Source organism: Mumia sp. zg.B21, from assembly GCF_019550855.1.
In the GTDB taxonomy this organism is placed as follows: domain Bacteria; phylum Actinomycetota; class Actinomycetes; order Propionibacteriales; family Nocardioidaceae; genus Mumia.
In genome coordinates this window covers 652353-668733 of the sequence record NZ_JAHWCJ010000002.1, presented here as the reverse complement: position 1 = coordinate 668733, position 16381 = coordinate 652353, and the positions used below count along the sequence as shown (strand labels likewise).

General features: G+C 71.0%; 16 protein-coding genes. 8 read left to right on the top strand and 8 right to left on the bottom strand.

Translation table 11 applies throughout. From position 1 onward, the window contains the following. Positions 1-59 precede the first annotated feature (59 nt). Entirely contained in the window at positions 60-275 is a 216-nt protein-coding gene (locus KV100_RS11970; protein ID WP_220343273.1) for a BldC family transcriptional regulator, read from the bottom strand. A 157-nt stretch (positions 276-432) separates the two neighbouring features. On the opposite strand from KV100_RS11970, the gene KV100_RS11965 reads away from it, so the two are divergent. Then, a complete protein-coding gene (locus tag KV100_RS11965; protein ID WP_308291426.1) occupies positions 433-1512 on the top strand; it encodes a Glu/Leu/Phe/Val dehydrogenase dimerization domain-containing protein in 1080 nt (359 codons plus the stop codon). Between the two features lie 12 nt (positions 1513-1524). Here the strand turns inward: KV100_RS11965 and KV100_RS11960 are convergent, their stop codons facing one another. Both KV100_RS11960 and KV100_RS11955 read right to left on the bottom strand, forming a co-directional pair. After that, on the bottom strand, positions 1525-2397 hold the full coding sequence (locus KV100_RS11960) for a siderophore-interacting protein (protein WP_220343272.1): 873 nt from the start codon (positions 2395-2397) through the stop codon (positions 1525-1527). After that, positions 2381-3316, bottom strand: a complete 936-nt coding sequence (locus KV100_RS11955) for an ABC transporter substrate-binding protein (RefSeq protein ID WP_220343271.1) — start codon at positions 3314-3316, stop codon at positions 2381-2383. Before KV100_RS11955 ends, KV100_RS11960 begins: the two co-directional genes overlap by 17 nt. A 110-nt stretch (positions 3317-3426) precedes the next feature. Here KV100_RS11955 and KV100_RS11950 point away from each other — a divergent pair, with 110 nt between their 5' ends. From KV100_RS11950 to KV100_RS11930, 5 genes are read left to right on the top strand one after another with little or no spacing between them, the layout of a single operon-like run. Beyond that, the gene (locus tag KV100_RS11950) at positions 3427-4440 is read left to right on the top strand and encodes an iron ABC transporter permease (RefSeq protein WP_308291425.1); all 1014 of its coding nucleotides are present in this window, start codon (positions 3427-3429) and stop codon (positions 4438-4440) included. A gap of 44 nt (positions 4441-4484) precedes the next feature. Further along, positions 4485-5543, top strand: a complete 1059-nt coding sequence (locus tag KV100_RS11945; RefSeq protein ID WP_220343270.1) for an iron chelate uptake ABC transporter family permease subunit — start codon at positions 4485-4487, stop codon at positions 5541-5543. Further along, positions 5536-6321, top strand: coding sequence for an ABC transporter ATP-binding protein (locus KV100_RS11940; RefSeq protein WP_220366335.1), 786 nt, complete (start codon positions 5536-5538; stop codon positions 6319-6321). The genes KV100_RS11945 and KV100_RS11940 overlap by 8 nt, the downstream gene beginning before the upstream one ends. After that, the gene (locus KV100_RS11935; protein WP_220343268.1) at positions 6314-8014 is read left to right on the top strand and encodes an ABC transporter ATP-binding protein; all 1701 of its coding nucleotides are present in this window, start codon (positions 6314-6316) and stop codon (positions 8012-8014) included. Before KV100_RS11940 ends, KV100_RS11935 begins: the two co-directional genes overlap by 8 nt. Further along, the gene (locus KV100_RS11930; RefSeq protein WP_220343267.1) at positions 8011-9783 is read left to right on the top strand and encodes an ABC transporter ATP-binding protein; all 1773 of its coding nucleotides are present in this window, start codon (positions 8011-8013) and stop codon (positions 9781-9783) included. The genes KV100_RS11935 and KV100_RS11930 overlap by 4 nt, the downstream gene beginning before the upstream one ends. Before the next feature lie 49 nt (positions 9784-9832). On the opposite strand, the gene KV100_RS11925 is transcribed toward KV100_RS11930, so the two are convergent. The 3 genes from KV100_RS11925 to purF form a co-directional block, all read right to left on the bottom strand. Next, positions 9833-10027: a DUF3073 domain-containing protein gene (locus KV100_RS11925; protein ID WP_220343266.1), complete on the bottom strand. Its 195-nt coding sequence runs from the start codon at positions 10025-10027 to the stop codon at positions 9833-9835. A 138-nt stretch (positions 10028-10165) separates the two neighbouring features. After that, positions 10166-11215: a phosphoribosylformylglycinamidine cyclo-ligase gene (gene purM / locus KV100_RS11920; RefSeq protein WP_220343265.1), complete on the bottom strand. Its 1050-nt coding sequence runs from the start codon at positions 11213-11215 to the stop codon at positions 10166-10168. A gap of 16 nt (positions 11216-11231) precedes the next feature. After that, positions 11232-12743: an amidophosphoribosyltransferase gene (gene purF, locus KV100_RS11915; RefSeq protein WP_220343264.1), complete on the bottom strand. Its 1512-nt coding sequence runs from the start codon at positions 12741-12743 to the stop codon at positions 11232-11234. A 61-nt stretch (positions 12744-12804) separates the two neighbouring features. Between purF and KV100_RS11910 the strand changes: the two genes are divergently transcribed. Beyond that, positions 12805-13263: an SRPBCC family protein gene (locus KV100_RS11910; RefSeq protein ID WP_220343263.1), complete on the top strand. Its 459-nt coding sequence runs from the start codon at positions 12805-12807 to the stop codon at positions 13261-13263. 6 nt (positions 13264-13269) lie between these two features. Here the strand turns inward: KV100_RS11910 and KV100_RS19615 are convergent, their stop codons facing one another. Further along, positions 13270-13398: a hypothetical protein gene (locus tag KV100_RS19615; protein WP_255559662.1), complete on the bottom strand. Its 129-nt coding sequence runs from the start codon at positions 13396-13398 to the stop codon at positions 13270-13272. Positions 13399-13520: 122 nt separating this feature from the next. Between KV100_RS19615 and KV100_RS11905 the strand changes: the two genes are divergently transcribed. Beyond that, positions 13521-15092, top strand: coding sequence for a long-chain-fatty-acid--CoA ligase (locus tag KV100_RS11905; RefSeq protein WP_220343262.1), 1572 nt, complete (start codon positions 13521-13523; stop codon positions 15090-15092). 166 nt (positions 15093-15258) lie between these two features. Here KV100_RS11905 and KV100_RS11900 read toward each other — a convergent pair whose 3' ends face one another. Further along, positions 15259-16377 (bottom strand): hypothetical protein, encoded by a 1119-nt coding sequence (locus tag KV100_RS11900; RefSeq protein ID WP_220343261.1) that lies wholly within the window; start codon positions 16375-16377, stop codon positions 15259-15261. Positions 16378-16381: the final 4 nt, after the last annotated feature.

Sequence of the window (16381 nt, the reverse complement as noted above, 5' to 3'; positions counted from 1 at the left end):
CAGCGGGTCCCCCGACCCCTCTGCCGCAACGGTGTGGCGCGGCTCTCCGGCCGCCCCGGCTAGCTGGCTTGGCTCTCGTCGTCGGGACCGAACCCCTCGGCGAGGAGGCGCCGAACCTCCGCCTCGCGGAAGCGGCGGTGTCCGCCTAGGGTACGGATTGAACTGATCTTGCCTGCTTGTGCCCAGCGGGTCACGGTCTTCGGGACCACGCGGAACAGCGCGGCAACTTCGGACGGCGTGAGAAGGCGTTCCGCATCGGGGGAGTGCGAATCCATGGCTGAATGATGCCAAAATGCACCCATCCATGCCGAGGGGTGTCGCCGAATCCGTACCGAGGTGTAACCGAACGGGCAACATCGGGACGTTTCGCACCCGCCCGGACGTCAACTCCGCGCCCTCCTACAGTGGAGAGCACAGCACGAGGAGGTTGGCGTGGACGGTCCACAGGTGATGTCCCCCTTCGGCGGTGGCCACGAGCAGGTCGTGTTCTGCCAGGACGAGGCGAGCGGGCTCCGCGCGATCGTGGCGCTGTCCTCGACCGCGCTCGGACCCGGACTCGGTGGCACCCGCTTCTACCCGTATGCCGATGAGCAGGCGGCGCTCGCCGACGTGCTCGCGCTCTCCAAGGCGATGGCGTACAAGGCCTCGTTGGCCGGGCTCGACCTCGGCGGCGGCAAGGCCGTGATCATCGGCGACCCGCACCGTGACAAGTCCGAGGAGCGACTCCGGGCGTACGGCCGGTTCGTCGAGTCGCTCAACGGCCGCTACTACACCGCCTGCGACGTGGGCACCTACCCCGAGGACATGGACGTCATCGCCCGCGAGACGTCGTACGTGACCGGACGGACCACCGAGCACGGCGGAGCGGGCGACTCGTCCGTGCTGACCGCCTTCGGCGTCTTCCAAGGCATGCGCGCGGGTGCCGAGTTCGTGTGGGACACGCCGTCGTTGTCGGGTCGCCGCGTCGGCGTCGCCGGTGTGGGCAAGGTCGGCCGACACCTCGTCGCTCACCTCGTCGAGGACGGCGCAGACGTCGTCGTCACCGACGTCGATCCGGCCGCCATCGAGGCCGTACGGTCGGCGCACCCGTCCGTGCGGGTGGCGGCGGACACCGCAGCGCTGGTCCGCGAGCCGCTCGACGTCTATGCCCCGTGCGCGCTCGGAGGAGCCCTCGACGACGAGACGGTCGCGACGCTCAGTGCGCGGCTCGTCTGCGGCGGCGCCAACAACCAGCTGGCCCACGCCGGGACCGAGGAGCTGCTCGCGCAGCGCGACATCGTGTACGCGCCGGACTACCTCGTCAACGCCGGCGGGCTGATCCAGGTCGCCGACGAGCTCGAGGGCTTCTCGTTCAACCGGGCCAGGGCACGAGCGGCCCGGATCTACGCGACCACGCTCGACGTCCTGCACCGGGCGAAGGCCGAGAGCGTCGCGCCGTCCACAGCGGCCGACCGCATCGCGGAGCAACGCATGCGCGAGATCTCCCGCCTGCGGGGCGTCTGGCTGCCCTGACGCCCCGCAGTCTCAGGCGTCGTCGTCGATGCGCAGGGCGTGCTTCACGCGGTGGGCCAGCCTCCGGCGGGGCGTGACCGCGTTGGAGCGACCGCGCTTCCAGTAGCCCGAGATGTCGGCCGTGGAGCCGTTGACCAACCCGTGCTCCTTCGCCCAGCGGCGTACCGGCTTGAGCAGTCCGGCCTCGCCTCCGGCCCACAACGTCCAGGGCTCGTCGGCGGGAAGGTCCAGCCCGGCGAGGAACGGCTCGAACCCCCGGTCGGCCACCTCCGGGTCGTCCTCGTGCAGCCAGGTGACCTCGACGCCCTCACGGACAACGAGGTCCTGCTCCTCGGCGGCGTCGGGGACGAGGAGCGCCACCCGTGCGCGGACACCGTGCGGAAGCTCCTCCACGATGCGGGCCGCGGCCGGCAGCGCCGTGTGGTCGGCCAGCACGACTCGGTAGGCGAAGGCGGGCGGCGCCACGTAGCCGGCTCGCGGTCCGGCGACCCACAACCGGTCGCCGGGCTGGACGGACTCAGCCCAGTCGGAGGCGAGTCCGCCGGGGTGGACGACGAAGTCCATCCAGACCTCGCCGCGCTCGCGATCGAAGCGGCGGACGGTGTACTCGCGCGTCGGCGGGAAGGGCTTCGGCCAGTGCAGGTGGTCGCCGTCGGCCACGGGTGCACGGGTCATCCCGGTCTCGGGGTCGGGGAACACGAGCTTCACGTGCTCGTCGGGTGCCCGGGCCTCCCACCGCGCGAGATCGCCGCCGAGAACCAGGCGCACCATCCGTGGCGTGAGCTGGTCACGTCGAAGGACCTCGAGCTCCTGGATCCCGATCGGGTGGTCCAGCAGCGTCAGGGTCGGGCCGGCGAGCGTCGGGGTGTCACCGTGCCGCGGCATAGGCCTTAGCCGCCTTCTCGATGTCCTCGGCCTGACGCTGGGCCGCCTCGAACGTGTAGATGGTGCCCGAGGTCAGCGGGTACGCGTGCCCTGCGCGGGCAGCCGGCAACCGGGTGAACGAGGGCATCGCGATCAGCTTCTGGTTCTCCGGGTTCACCGAGCCGTCGAGGTTCGCGTCGTAGAGCAGGACCTTGGACTCGGCAAGACTCGGCAGGTTCTCGGTCGCGAGCTCGGTGACGTAGCGGTCGGGGTTCTCGGTGTAGTCGGCGTTGTAGCCGAACCCGGCGGCCTGGAGACGTTCGTACGTCAGCGACTTGCTGGTCTCGACGAAGAGGACACCCTCGGAGAAGCCGAGCGACGTCGCGTTCGCGTCGGCGAGCGCGTCACCGTACTGCGTCTTCACGTCGGCGAGCGTGGCGTCGAGCTCCTTCTCACGCGCGTCATAGTCGGACGACTTCCCGACGAGGTCGGCGACGGTGGGGTAGTTGTCCCAGACGTCGGTCGGCTCCGCGATCTCGAGGATCACCGTCGGTGCGATCTCCTCGAGGTCGCCGTAGTCGACGCCGAGTCCCCCGTTGTCCATGCCGATGATCAGGTCGGGATCGGCTTCGATGACCTTCTCGATGTCGATCCCGTCGAAGCTGCCGACGGCCGGGGTGTCCTTGACCTCGGCGAACTGCTCGGCCGGGATCTCCTCGGCCACCAGCTCGCCCTCCAGCTGTCCGACGGGCTTCACGCCGAGCTCGGCGAGCATCGCGCCGGTGCGCCACAGCGCGACGACCCTCTTGGGCTCGACCGGGATCTCGACCTTCTTGCCGGTGAAGGTCGACTCGACCGTCCGGGTCTCGCCCTCGTCCCCGCTGGCTTCCTCGTCGCTGCCACCACAGCCCGAGACGGTCAGGGCGGTAGCCGCCACCATCGCAGCTGCTGTCCTGAGGGAAGACCTGACGCGCATGTTGCTCCTTCTGTCGACCAGCACGGCCCCGCCTCCTGACGAGGTGTTGGTGAGGCTAACCTAAGCATGTGGTCGTGCTCACTCCCGGGTCGGACGTCGGACGGCGTACGGCAGTGATGCTGGCGCTGGTCGCGGCGACCGTCGCGGTGGCGGCCCTCAGCCTCGCGGTCGGCAGTCGCAGCATCGGGATCGGCGAGGTCCTGGGGGCGCTCCTCGGCCGCATGGACTCCGACAACGCCACCGTCATCACCTCCCAGCGACTGCCCCGTACCCTGCTCGCCCTGGTGGCCGGAGCCGCCCTCGGCGTGGCCGGCGCACTGATGCAGGGCCACACCCGCAACCCGCTCGCCGAGCCCGGGCTCTTCGGGGTGAACGCCGGCGCGACGTTCGGTGTGGCCGTGCTCGTCTTCGCGCTGGGCGTCCAGTCCTCGGTGGCCACGGTCGTCGCGGCGTTGGTCGGCGCGGGCGCGGTGTCCACGATCGTCTTCCTGCTGGGGCTCGGCAGCCTCCGCAGGGGCGCGATGGTGATGCTCGCGGTGCTGGGGACCACGATGGCCGCACTGCTGAGCGCGCTGACTGCAGCGCTCATCCTGCTCGACAGACAGACGCTCGACGTCCTGCGCTTCTGGGAGGTGGGCGCCGTCTCGAACCGCGACCTCGAGCTCGCCGGTCCACTGCTCGTGGTGGTCTGTGCCGGGTTCGTGCTGGCGACGGCGAACGCCTTCTCGCTCAACGCCCTCACGCTCGGCGAGGACGTCGCGCAGGCGCTCGGCACGCGGGTACGGCGGAGCCGCGTGGTCGGCATCGTGGCGGTGACGCTCCTGGCCGGGGCTGCGACGGCGGTGTGCGGTCCCCTCGCGTTCGTCGGGCTCGTCGCGCCGCACGCCGCGCGGTTCCTCAGCGGCCACGACTACCGCTGGCTCGTCCCGTACGCGGGGCTGGTCGGGGCCGTCGTGCTGACTGCCGCCGACACCGTGGGCCGCGTCGCGGCGCCGCCCGGTGAGCTGCAGGCGGGTGTCGTCGTGGTCCTCGTGGGGGCGCCGTTGTTGATCGCGATCACGCGGCGTCGAAGGTTGGTCGCGCTGTGAGCGCGCGTCGGGACAGCGCTGTGAGCGCGCGTCAGGACAGCACTGTGAGCGCGCGTCGGGGTGTGGGTGTCCGGATCGGGCCGTTCGGCGTCCTGGTCCGCCGACGTGCCGTCGTCTGGACCGCGATCGTCACCATCACCCTTCTCGCGGTCACCGTCCTGGCGGTCCTCACCGGCACGCTCGACCTGCCTGCGTCCCGGGTCTGGGCGGCGCTGACGGGACGCGGATCGTCGGTCGATCACCTCGTCGTGGTCGACCGGCGGCTGGTCCGCGCCGTCACCGCGATCCTGGTGGGCTTCGTGCTCGGCCTGAGCGGTGCCCTCACGCAGTCGGTCACACGCAACCCGATCGCGACGCCGGACCTGCTCGGGGTCACGGCCGGGGCGAGTGCGGCCGCCGTCCTGCTGATCACACAACCCTGGCTGGTCACGAGCGTCACGGGCACCGCCTCCGCGACGCTGGTCGCGCCGGCCGCGGTCGTCGGCGGCCTGCTCACCACGGCGATGATCGTGGCGCTCGCCTGGAGGGGCGGGTTCGACGGGATGCGGCTGATCCTCGTCGGGCTCGGCGTCAACGCGATCGCGCTGGCGATCGTCTCGTGGGCGTTGATGCGTGCCGATCTGCACAGCGCGGCCGTCGCGTCGCGCTGGCTCACCGGGTCGCTGGCAGGCGTCCGGGTCGAGGACGTCTGGATGCTGCTCGCCGTGGTCGCGGTGGCGACGGCCTGCAGCACCGTGCTCTCCCAGGACCTGTCCGCGCTGCGCCTCGGCCGCGACGTCGCTGCGTCGCTCGGCACCCGCACCGCCCGGTCCGAGGCGTACGCGATCGCGTTGGCGGTCGTCGCGGTCTCGGCGGCCACCGCGGTCGCCGGCCCGATCGGGTTCGTCGCGTTCGTCGCCCCCCAGGCGGCGCTGCGCGTGTTCGGGACGGCAGGCCCGACGCCGTTGACGAGCGGGATGGTCGGCGCTCTCGTCGTCCTGGTGGCCGACCAGACGGCCCAGCGCCTCCCCGTCGAGCTTCCCGTCGGCGTCCTCACCGCGGTGATCGGGGCGCCGGCGCTCATGTTCCTGCTCGTCCGCTATGTACGGAGATCCAGTGTCTAACCCCCTGCGCGCCGAGGGCGTGGTCGCCGGGTACGGCAGCCGTGACGTCCTCCACGGGATCACCTTCGACGTGCCCCAGGGGCAGGTGACGACGGTGATCGGGCCGAACGGGTGCGGCAAGTCGACCTTGCTGCGCACCCTCGCCGGCCTGCTTCGCCCGACGCGCGGCCGGGTCCTGCTCGATGGCGCACCGGTCTCGTCGATCCGTCCTCGCCACCTGGCGCGTCGGTTGGCGGTGCTCCCCCAGAGCCCGACCGCCCCCGAAGGCATGACGGTGGCCGACCTGGTCGCGCGAGGACGACAGCCGCACCAGCCGTGGTACAGGCAGTGGTCGGCCGAGGACGACAGCATCGTGGCGGCGGCGATGTCCGCCACGGGCGTCGACGACCTCGGCGACCGTCCGCTCGACGAGCTGTCGGGAGGCCAGCGCCAGCGCGCGTGGATCGCGATGGCGCTGGCTCAGGACACCGACGTGCTCCTGCTGGACGAACCGACCACCCACCTCGACCTCGCGCACGCCGTGGAGGTGCTCGACCTCGTGGTGCGGCTGCGCCGAGACACCGGGCGAACGATCGTCGTCGTCCTGCACGACCTCAACCTCGCGGCTCGCTACAGCGACCACCTCGTCGTCGTCGACGATGGGCGCATCGTCGCCCAGGGTCCCCCGTCCGACGTCGTCGACCCGGCGCTGCTCGCCAAGGTCTTCGGCCTGGAGGCGCACGTCTTCTCCGACCCGTACGACGCCCTCCCTACCGTCGTCCCGGTCCGGCGTGGCTAGCCCGGGGGTGCCGCCGACCGGTGCTCGGCTGATCCGACGGATGCTGCGGCGCCACCGTGGCCGCCTCGTCCTCTCCTACACGCTGCTCAGCATCTGGCAGGTCTGCGAGGCCCTGGTCCCCGTCGCGATCGGCCTCATCATCGACCGAGCGATCGCCCCGGGGGACCTGACCGCGTTCGTCGTCGGAGCGATCGCGCTCACCGTGCTGATGGGTGTGCTGAGCCTGTCGTACCGATTCGGTGCGCGACTCGGGTTCGGAGCGGTGCAGCGCGAGCAGCACGCGCTGCGGCTGGAGATCTTCGACCACGTCCTCGATCCCGACGGCGCCCGCACGGGCCTGCTGGCCGGCGAGACGGTGTCCGTCGCGACCGGCGATGCGTTGGCTGTGTCGACCGTCGTACGCCAGCTCGGGTATGCGGTGTCGGCGCTCGTCGCCACCGCTGCGTCGGCGATCTATCTCCTGTGGCTGGACGTGGCGCTCGGGCTGCTGGTCCTCGTCGGCGTGCCGCTGATCGTCGCGGCGTCCCAGCTGCTCAGCCCGGTGATCGCGCGACGCTTCGGTGCCGAGCAGGCCGCCGTCGCCGGCGCGTCCGGGATGGCGACCGACCTGATCCAGGGGATGCGACCACTGAAGGGCGTCGGCGCCGAACGGGTCGCAGCGGAGCGTTATCGACGGTCCAGCCGGTCCGCGGAGCGGGCCGCGCTGCGGACCGTCCGCGGCTGGGGCGCCCTGTCGGCTGCGACCACCGGACTGAGCGGTCTGCTGCTCGCGGCCGTCGCGCTGCTGGCCGGCAGCCGCGCTCTCTCAGGAGAGCTGTCGCTCGGTGAGTTCGTGGCGATCGTCGGCCTGACACAGTTCCTCGCCGAGCCGGTCTCCCAGCTGGGATGGCTCGGCGCCGACGCGGCACGTTCGTACGCCTCAGCACGACGCATCGCCGACGTCCTCGCGACACCTCGGCTCGTCGGCGAGGGCGGCAACGCTCCCGAGCCGCCGTACGCCCTGGAGCTCAACCACGTCTCCGCCGGCCCGTTGCGCGACCTCGTGCTCAAGGCGGCACCCGGAGATCTTGTGGGAGTCGTGGTGGACGACCCCGGCGCCTCTGACGCGATGGTGTCGGTGCTCACCGGCGAGCGCGTGCCGGACTCGGGGGCGGCCCTGCTCGGCGGAACGCCGGTCTCCAGCCTGGGGACCCGTGAGCGCCGGTCGGTGCTGCTCGTCGCCGCCCACCGCGTCGACCTCTTCGACGGCTCCGTACGGTTCAACGTCGACCCGCACGGGCGCCACGACGACGACGCCCTCACGAGGATCTTCACCGCCTCGGCCGCCGAGGACCTCGTGACCGCCCACCCGGACGGGCTCGAGCGACGGGTCCGGGCCAGCGGCTCACTCTCGGGTGGGCAACGGCAACGCATCGCCTTCGCGCGTGCCCTCGCCCACGACACACCGGTCCTGCTCCTCCAGGACCCGACGAGCGCGGTCGACTCGGTCACCGAGGAGGCCATCGCGCGCGGCCTGCGCGCCACTCGCCACGGCAGCAGTGCACCCCGGACGACGGTGGTCATCACGTCGAGTCCGTCGTTGCTGGCACAGGCCGACCACGTCGTCCTCGTCCTCGACGGGCGCACCGTCGCCACCGGCCCCCACACCCAGCTGCTCGAGCGCGCTGACTACGTCGAGGCGGTGCTGCGATGACCTCACCACGTCGAGGCGGTGCTGCGACTCGGCACCTGCTCCCCGTCGCCGACCGCGCCGACACCGCACGGCTCGCGTGGAGCCTGCTGCGACGACGACGGCTGCCTCTGACCGCGGCCGCAGCAGGCTTCGCACTCGCAGGGCTGCTGGGTCTCGCGGCCCCGTGGGTGCTCGGCGACCTCGTCGACGTGATCCGCAACGGCGGCGAGGTGACGGACGTGGTGCGCGCGGCCGTTGTCGTCGCGGGCGCGGCAGTGCTCGGCGGGGCGGCGTCCGGGCTGGCGATCATCGGTCTCGGGCACGCGGCCGTGCCGGCGTTGGCGCGGCTGCGTGAAGACGTGGTCGCGCGCGCTCTCGAGCTCGACCCGGAGCACGTGGAGGAGGCCGGCGCCGGGGACCTCCTCGCGCGGGTCAACGACGACGTCCGCTCGGTGACCCAGTCCTTGGACGAGGCGCTGCCCATCACGATCGAGTCCGCCGTCGCGATCGGCTTCACCACGGTCGGTCTCGCCGCGCTGGACTGGCGCCTCGGGCTCGCCGGCCTCTGTGCGATGCCGTTCTACGTGATGGGCCTGCGCTGGTACCTCCCGCGCTCCGCGCCGCGCTACGCCGAGGAGCGGGTGGCCCAGAGCGAGCGCGCCGAGGCGCTGCTGTCGGGCCTGCACGGCTCGCGCACGCTCCGGGAGATCGGGTACGAGCGGGCCTGGGCAGGTCACGTCGCCGACCGCTCTCAGCGCGCGATGAGTGTGTCGATCGGCGTCTTCGGGATGCTCACACGGTTCTTCGGGCGGACCAATCGCGCCGAGCTCGTCGGCCTGCTCCTCGTCCTCGGGACCTCGTTCGTGCTGGTCCGGTCCGGTCAGGTCACCGTGGGCGCGGCGACCACGGCAGCGTTGTTCTTCCACCGACTCTTCAATCCGATCGGCGGGCTCCTCCTGACCTTCGACCAGGTGCAGGCCGCGGGGGCGTCGCTCGCCCGCCTGGCCGGGCTGGCGCGGCTCGCCCCGGCCCCGACCGCGGACGTTGCCCCGAGCACGACGCTGCCCGGTCTGCGGCTCGAGGCGATCCGTCACCGATACCCAGACGGTGACGACGTCCTCCACGACGTCGACCTCCGCGTCGAGCCGGGCGAACGCGTCGCCCTCGTCGGAGCGACCGGGGCGGGCAAGAGCACCCTCGCACTCATCGCCGCAGGACATCTGGCCCCGACCTCGGGCTCACGTGCGCTCGGCGGCACGGCGTACGAGGAGCTGGGATCCGACGGCGTCCGTGCTCGCGCCGCGCTCGTGACCCAGCAGGTGCACGTGTTCGCCGGCACCTTGCGGGACAACCTCAGCCTCGCCGCACCGGATGCCGACGACGACCGCCTCCGCGACGCGCTGACGCGCACCGGCGACTCGGGCTGGGTCGACGCACTCGAGGACGGGCTCGACACGGCCGTGGGCGGCGACGGCCACGCCCTCACCCCGTCACAGGCTCAGCAGGTCGCGCTCGCGCGCGTCGTGCTCGCCGACCGACCCGTGGTCGTCCTCGACGAGGCGACCGCCGAGGCCGGGTCGTCAGGCGCACGACTCCTGGACCGCGCGGCCGACGTTGCCCTCGCGGGACGGACGGCGCTCGTCGTGGCGCACCGCCTCAGCCAGGCCGCGGCCGCCGACCGGATCGTGGTCCTCGACCGCGGGAAGGTGGCCGAGGAGGGAACCCACGCCGAGCTGCTCGCCCGCGAAGGGACCTACGCGGCGCTGTGGGCGTCGTGGTCGCAGTCTTGACACAGACGACGCAGCCCACGGAACTGGCCGCGGGCTGCGTCGACGACGATCAGGTCGTGGGGCGAGGCTCGCTGTCTGCGAAGTCGGCGTACTTCTCGAGAAGCTCGGGGTCCGGCTCTTCGGTGGGCCCGTCCGGCTCGCCGTGGAGCTCGCGCTGCAGCTGGTCGAAGTCGGTTTCGAGCGTCTGATACTTCAGGTTGCGTGCAACCTTCGTCTGCTTGGCTTTTGCACGGCCGCGCCCCATAGGGTCCGACCCCCTCGCGAAGTCTCGGAATGTGGTCTCTCGTAGCGCTAAGGCTACCTGTTCAGGACAAGGATGCGCGAACCGACCCGGCGGCTCGGCACCGGCATTCCGGGTGCGACGAGTCGAGGGTGATGTAGATCACACTACGCGGTAGTCACCGACCAGCTCGACCTCTCCGCCGGCTTCGTCCAGCACCTCTCCGCACTGCCAGGCCTCGACCCCCTGCTCGGCCAGGACCTCGAGGGCGCGCTCTGCCACGTCCTGCGCGACCAGGGCCACCATCCCGACGCCCATGTTGAGCGCCGACTCGAGGTCGGGGCGCGTGACGTCGCCCAATCGACCGACCAGGTCGAAGATCGGCGCCGGGCTCCAGGTCCCCCGGTCGACCCGTACGGAGAGATCTTCGGGCACCACCCGGGCCAGGTTGGCCGCGAAGCCGCCGCCGGTGATGTGCGACATCGCGTGCACCTCCACCGACGCCGCCAGCTCCAGGCACGGCTTGGCGTACAGGCGCGTCGGCGTCAGCAGCGTCTCGCCGAGCGTCCCGCCGAGCTCGGGCACCTCGCGCTCGAGGTCCCAGCCGGCGACGTCGAAGAAGACCTTGCGCACCAGCGAGTAGCCGTTGGAGTGCAGCCCCGACGAGGCCATCGCGATCACGGCGTCTCCTGCCGCGACCTTGTGAGCGCCGAGCAGCGACTCGGCCTCGACCACGCCGGTCGTCGAGCCCGCGACGTCGTACTCGTCAGGCCCCAGGAGCCCGGGGTGCTCGGCAGTCTCGCCACCGAGGAGCGCGCAGCCTGCCTCCTCGCACGCCTGGGCGATGCCCTTCACGATGGCGGCCACCCGCTCCGGCACCACCTTGCCGGTGGCGATGTAGTCGGTGAGGAACAGCGGCTCCGCGCCGCAGACGACGAGGTCGTCGACGAGCATGCCGACGAGGTCGTACCCGATCGTGTCGTGGACGTCCATGCGCTGAGCGATGACCACCTTGGTGCCGACGCCGTCGGCGGAGGTCGCCAGCAGCGGGCGGTCGTAGCGCTTGAGCTGCGAGGCGTCGAAGAGCCCGGCGAACCCGCCGATGCCTCCGAGCACCTCAGGGCGGCGGGCCTTCTCGACCCACTCCTTCATCAGCTCGACCGCGCGGTCGCCGGCCTCGATCGAGACTCCGGCGCTGGCGTACGACGTCACGTGCGACCCTCCGTCGCTAGGGGTTGACCATGGTGACGGAGACGCGGTCGTCCGCGCGCTCCGGCTCGAGCAGGTTCTTGCCGACCAGGCTGCCCTCGGGCAGCGGCACGGGGTACTCGCCGTCGAAGCACGCGCGGCACAGGTCGTTCTTGGGCACGTTGGTCGCGTCGACCATCGCCTCGAGCGAGATGTAGGAGAGCGAGTCGGCGCCGATCGAGCGCCGGATCTCCTCCACCGAGATGCCGTTCGCGATCAGCTCGGCACGCGTGGCGAAGTCGATGCCGTAGAAGCACGGCCACTTGACCGGCGGGCTCGAGATGCGGACGTGGACCTCGGCGGCACCGGCCTCGCGCAGCATCCGCACCAGCTGACGCTGCGTGTTGCCGCGAACGATCGAGTCGTCGACCACCACGAGCCGCTTGCCCGCGATCACGTCGCGCAGCGGGTTGAGCTTGAGGCGGATGCCGAGCTGGCGCAGGCTCTGGCTCGGCTGGATGAAGGTGCGCCCCACGTAGGAGTTCTTGACGAGCCCGTGCCCGAACGGGATGCCGGAGGCCTCCGCGTAGCCGATCGCCGCCGGCGTGCCGGACTCCGGCACCGGGATGACCAGGTCGGCCTCGACCGGTGACTCCGCAGCGAGGCGGCGGCCGATCTCCGCGCGCACCGAGAACACCCGCTGCTCGGAGATCTGGGTGTCGGGTCGGGCGAGGTAGACGAACTCGAAGACGCAGCCCTTGGGCTTGGCCTCGGCGAAGCGGTGCACCCGCAGACCGTCGGCGTCGATCGCGACGAACTCGCCCGGCTCGATCTCCCGGACGAACGACGCGCCGACGATGTCGAGCGCGGCGGTCTCCGACGCGGCCACCCAGCCCCGGTCGAGCCGGCCGAGGACCAGCGGCCGGATCCCCTGGGGATCCCGCGCGGCGTACAAGGCGTCGTTGTCCATGAAGACCATCGAGAACGCGCCCCGCAGCATCGGCAGCACCTCGAGTGCCGCCTGCTCGAGCGAGAGGTCCTCGTACGAGGCGAGCAGCGAGGCCATCACGGCGGTGTCGCTGCTCGCAAACTCACGGACGCGTCCGACGAGCTCGCTGCCGGACTCCGCCGTGCGCTTCTCGAGGAGGTCGGCGAGCTCGGCGGTGTTGGTGAGGTTGCCGTTGTGCGCGAGGGCGACCGAGCCGTGCGCGGTGGGCCGGAACGTCGGCTGGGCGTTCTGCCAGACGCTCGCACCCGTCGTCGAGTAGCGGGTGTGGCCGACGGCGAGGCTGCCCTGCAGCGACTCGAGCGTCGCCTCGTCGAAGACCTGGGACACCAGCCCCATGTCCTTGTAGACGAGGATCTGCGAGCCGTTGCTGACCGCGATGCCCGCCGACTCCTGCCCTCGGTGCTGGAGGGCGTAGAGCCCGAAGTAGGACAGCTTGGCGACTTCTTCACCTGGAGCCCAGACTCCGAAGACACCGCAGGCGTCCTGGGGGCCGACGTCGTGGGGGTCCAGGTCGTGGGTCAGACGACCGTCTCCGCGAGGCACGGCACCAGTGTAGGCGCCAGCCGCCAATGCGCCGCATCCGCGACCCCGGCATTCTCGTGGCATGAACTCAGACCGCGTCCACGCCGTACGCACCATCGATGCCTCAGCCGCACGGATCTTCGCCCTTCTCGCCGACCCGCACTCCCACCCGTCGCTGGCCGGCGCCGAGGACGTGGTGGAGGTCGTCGACGTCACCGACGTCCCGCTGCGCCTCGGGTCGGAGTTCCAGATGCGCATGCGCCGCGGCGGCGTGCCGTACACGACCACCAGCGTGGTCGTCGCCTACGTGGAGAACCAGACCATCGCCTGGCGGACGACCATGCTCGGAGGCCTGCTCGGCGGGCGGGTCTGGCGCTACGACCTCGAGGTCGTCCCGGCCGGGACGATCGTCACCGAGACGTGGGACGTGTCCGAGGACCGGCAGAGGTGGCTCCTGCGCCGGGGCAGCCTCGCGGAGACGACCCAGCGCCAGATGACGCGGTCCCTCGACCGCCTGGCCGGGCTGCTGGCCCGAGACTGAGGGCCGTCAGCGCTTCTTCGGGCGGTCCCAGTAGACGAAGAACAGCGCGATGATCAGGAGGGGGATGCCGACGGCGATCGCTCCCACGAGCGGCTGGGGGAGCATTCCGGCGGCAGAGATCTGGGCGAGGGACACGTCTTCCAGGGTACGAGGCGCCAACGAAGCCCTGTCAGGTGGGCCTTGCCCTCGCCTGTGACCCGTGTCACAGTCATGCCACTGTCCGCCGACGCGCACTGCGCCGCACCGAGGAGTCAGCCATGACTGCGTCCCCTCCGCCCCCGACCTTCTTGGACGACCGGGTCGCCTACTGGGCTGAGACCACACCGGACGCCGACTGCATGGCGTACGGGGAGCGCTCGTGGACCTTTGCCGAGTTCGACGAGCGCATCCGCCGTGCCGCCGGCGGCCTGCGCGACCTCGGCCTCGGACGCGGGGACGTGGTGGCCTTCCTCGACAAGAACCACCCGGCGTGCGTCGAGGTCACCCTCGCGGCGGCGTCTCGCGGCATGGCGACCGCGGTCGTCAACTGGCGGCTGGCCGGCGACGAGCTCGACTACACGATCAACGACTCCGGCGCCCGGGTGCTCTTCGTCGGGACGGAGCTGGTGCCGACGATCGAGCTGATCCGAGACAGGCTCCCGATGGTCGAGCAGATCATCCAGGTCACTCCCGACGGCGCGGAGGCGGACGAGTACGAGGGGTGGTTGGCCGCGTCGCAGCCGGCTGGCCCCGCCCCCGACCGCGGTCCGGAGGACACCTCTCTGATCATGTACAGCTCGGGCACGACCGGCCGACCCAAGGGCGTCATGCTCAGCCACCGCGCGATGGTGGCCCACACGATCAACTCCCACGACGGCTGGGAGCTGGACCCGGGCGACATCAGCCTCGTCGCGATGCCGCTCTTCCACGTCGGCGGCACCTCGTACGTGCAGTTCGCACTGCACGACGGCTTCCCGAGCATCATGACCCGTGAGCCCGACCCTGTGTCGCTGGCGACCGCCATCATGAAGGGCGCCAACTCCGCCTTCCTCGTCCCCGCCCTCGCGCAGATGGCGCTGGCGGGCGGGCCCGAGGCGATCGCGCTGTTCGGCAAGCTCAAGTTCTTCACGTACGGCGCCGCGCCGATGCCGTTGCCGCTCCTGCGGCGAGCGATGGAGGCGTGGCCGGACACGAAGTTCATGCAGGTGTACGGCCTCACCGAGGTGTGCGGCGTGATCACGCACCTGCTCCCGGAGGCGCACCTCGATGCCGAGCACCCGGAGCGGCTGCTTTCGGCCGGTGTCCCGATCCCCGAGGTCGAGACGCGGGTGGTCGACCCGTTCACGCTCGAGGACGTCCCGGAGGGCGAGCCGGGTGAGCTGTGGTTCAGGACCCCGCAGCTGATGAAGGGGTTCCACAACCAGCCGGAGGCCACGGCCGAGGTGATCACGGAGGACGGATGGTTCCGGACCGGTGACGTGGGCCGCTTCGTCGACGGCTACGTCTATGTCGAGGACCGGATCAAGGACATGATCGTGAGCGGCGGCGAGAACGTCTACTCCCCGGAGGTCGAGCGGGTCCTGACCGCGCACCCGGCCGTGGCCGAGGTGGCGGTGATCGGCGTCCCGGACGAGCGGTGGGGCGAGACGGTGAAGGCGGTCGTCGCGTTCCGCGAAGGCGAGTCGGTGACGCCAGACGAGCTGATCGCGTTCACCCGCGAACAGCTCGCAGGCTTCAAGTGCCCGACCTCGATCGATGTCGTGGACGTGCTGCCGCGCAACCCCTCGGGCAAGATCCTCAAGCGCGACCTGCGCAAGTCGTACTGGCCGGAGGCGGGCCGCCAGATCTGATGGAGCGCGAGGCGGGCGCACCTCCCGACAGAAGGATCCGACGTTTCACCCCAAGGAGGGCGAAACGTCGGATCCTTTGTGAGGTCGAGCGGGGGCCGAGAACGCAAAAGGTCCCGACATCGCGGTGCGGGGGCAACCGCGATGCCGGGACCTGGTCAGGCGGAGACTACTTCTTGACCTTGACGGCCTTCGTCTTCTGCGTGACCGTCTTGTAGCCCACCTTGGTGTAGGTGACCTTCACCGAGATCTTCTTGCCCTTGAAGGACTTCTTGAGCTTGAGGGTCTTGCCCTTCGCGCCCTTGATCCTCTTGCCGTTCTTGAGCCACTGGTACTTGACCCGCGCTCCGGCAGCCTTGCCCGGCTTGACCTTGAGCTTCTTGCCGACCTTGGCCTTGCCGGTGATCTTGGCCTTGCCCTTGACGGCGAGGGTGCCCGCGGCGACCTTGCCGACGTTGACGGTCGTCACGCGAGTGACGTAGCCCGCCCTCTTCGCCGTCGCCCGGACGGCGACAGCCTTGCCGAGGTCAGCAGGCTTCACGACGTACGCGGAGCCCGCGCCGGCGGCCCTGCCACCGACCAGCCACTGGTACGAGACGCTGCTCGCCGGGTTGGTGGTGCCACCGCTGGCGGTCAGACGCTGTCCGACGGCGACCTTGCCGGCGGCCTTCAGCGCCGCGACGGGCGCGAGCGTGCCGGGCGGGGTGACGTCGACCGATGCGATCGTCGGAGCAGCGCCGCTCACCGCGCAAGGAATCGCGGCATCGGTCGGCTTATGTCCGCTGTAAACAAGGGACACGTTCATCGCGAAGTCGGCCTTGCCGAGCTTGACCTCGACATCACCACCGGAGGTTGTCGGAATGGCGGGGAGGGTGATCGTGCCCGGCCAAACGAGGGGCCCTGTAGCCGGCACGACGAGGCTCGCAGCAGGGAAGGTGATCTTCGCCGGCGTTGCGAGCGGGACGCCGTTGACCAAGACCGGAGCGGTAGCACTCGCGGTGTGGAACTTCACAGCCGCAGGGCCTCGGACGAAGTTTGTCCAGGTGTCCCCCCAGGCCACCTCCACCGGACCGTTGAGGCTAAGCGGAATCCCGGTGTTGATGGTCGCAGGTGCGGTGATGTCGACGGCCAGCTTCGCGTCCATCGACTGCCCATAGGCGGTGCACATGTAGTTGGTCGTGCTCGGAGCAGCGTGTGCCGCGGTCGCGGGAAGCGCAGCGAGCGCCCCTGCGACAAGTGCACCTGCCGCGATCATGCCCGCCCCTCGGCGAGCCGGAGTCGTCTTCATGTCT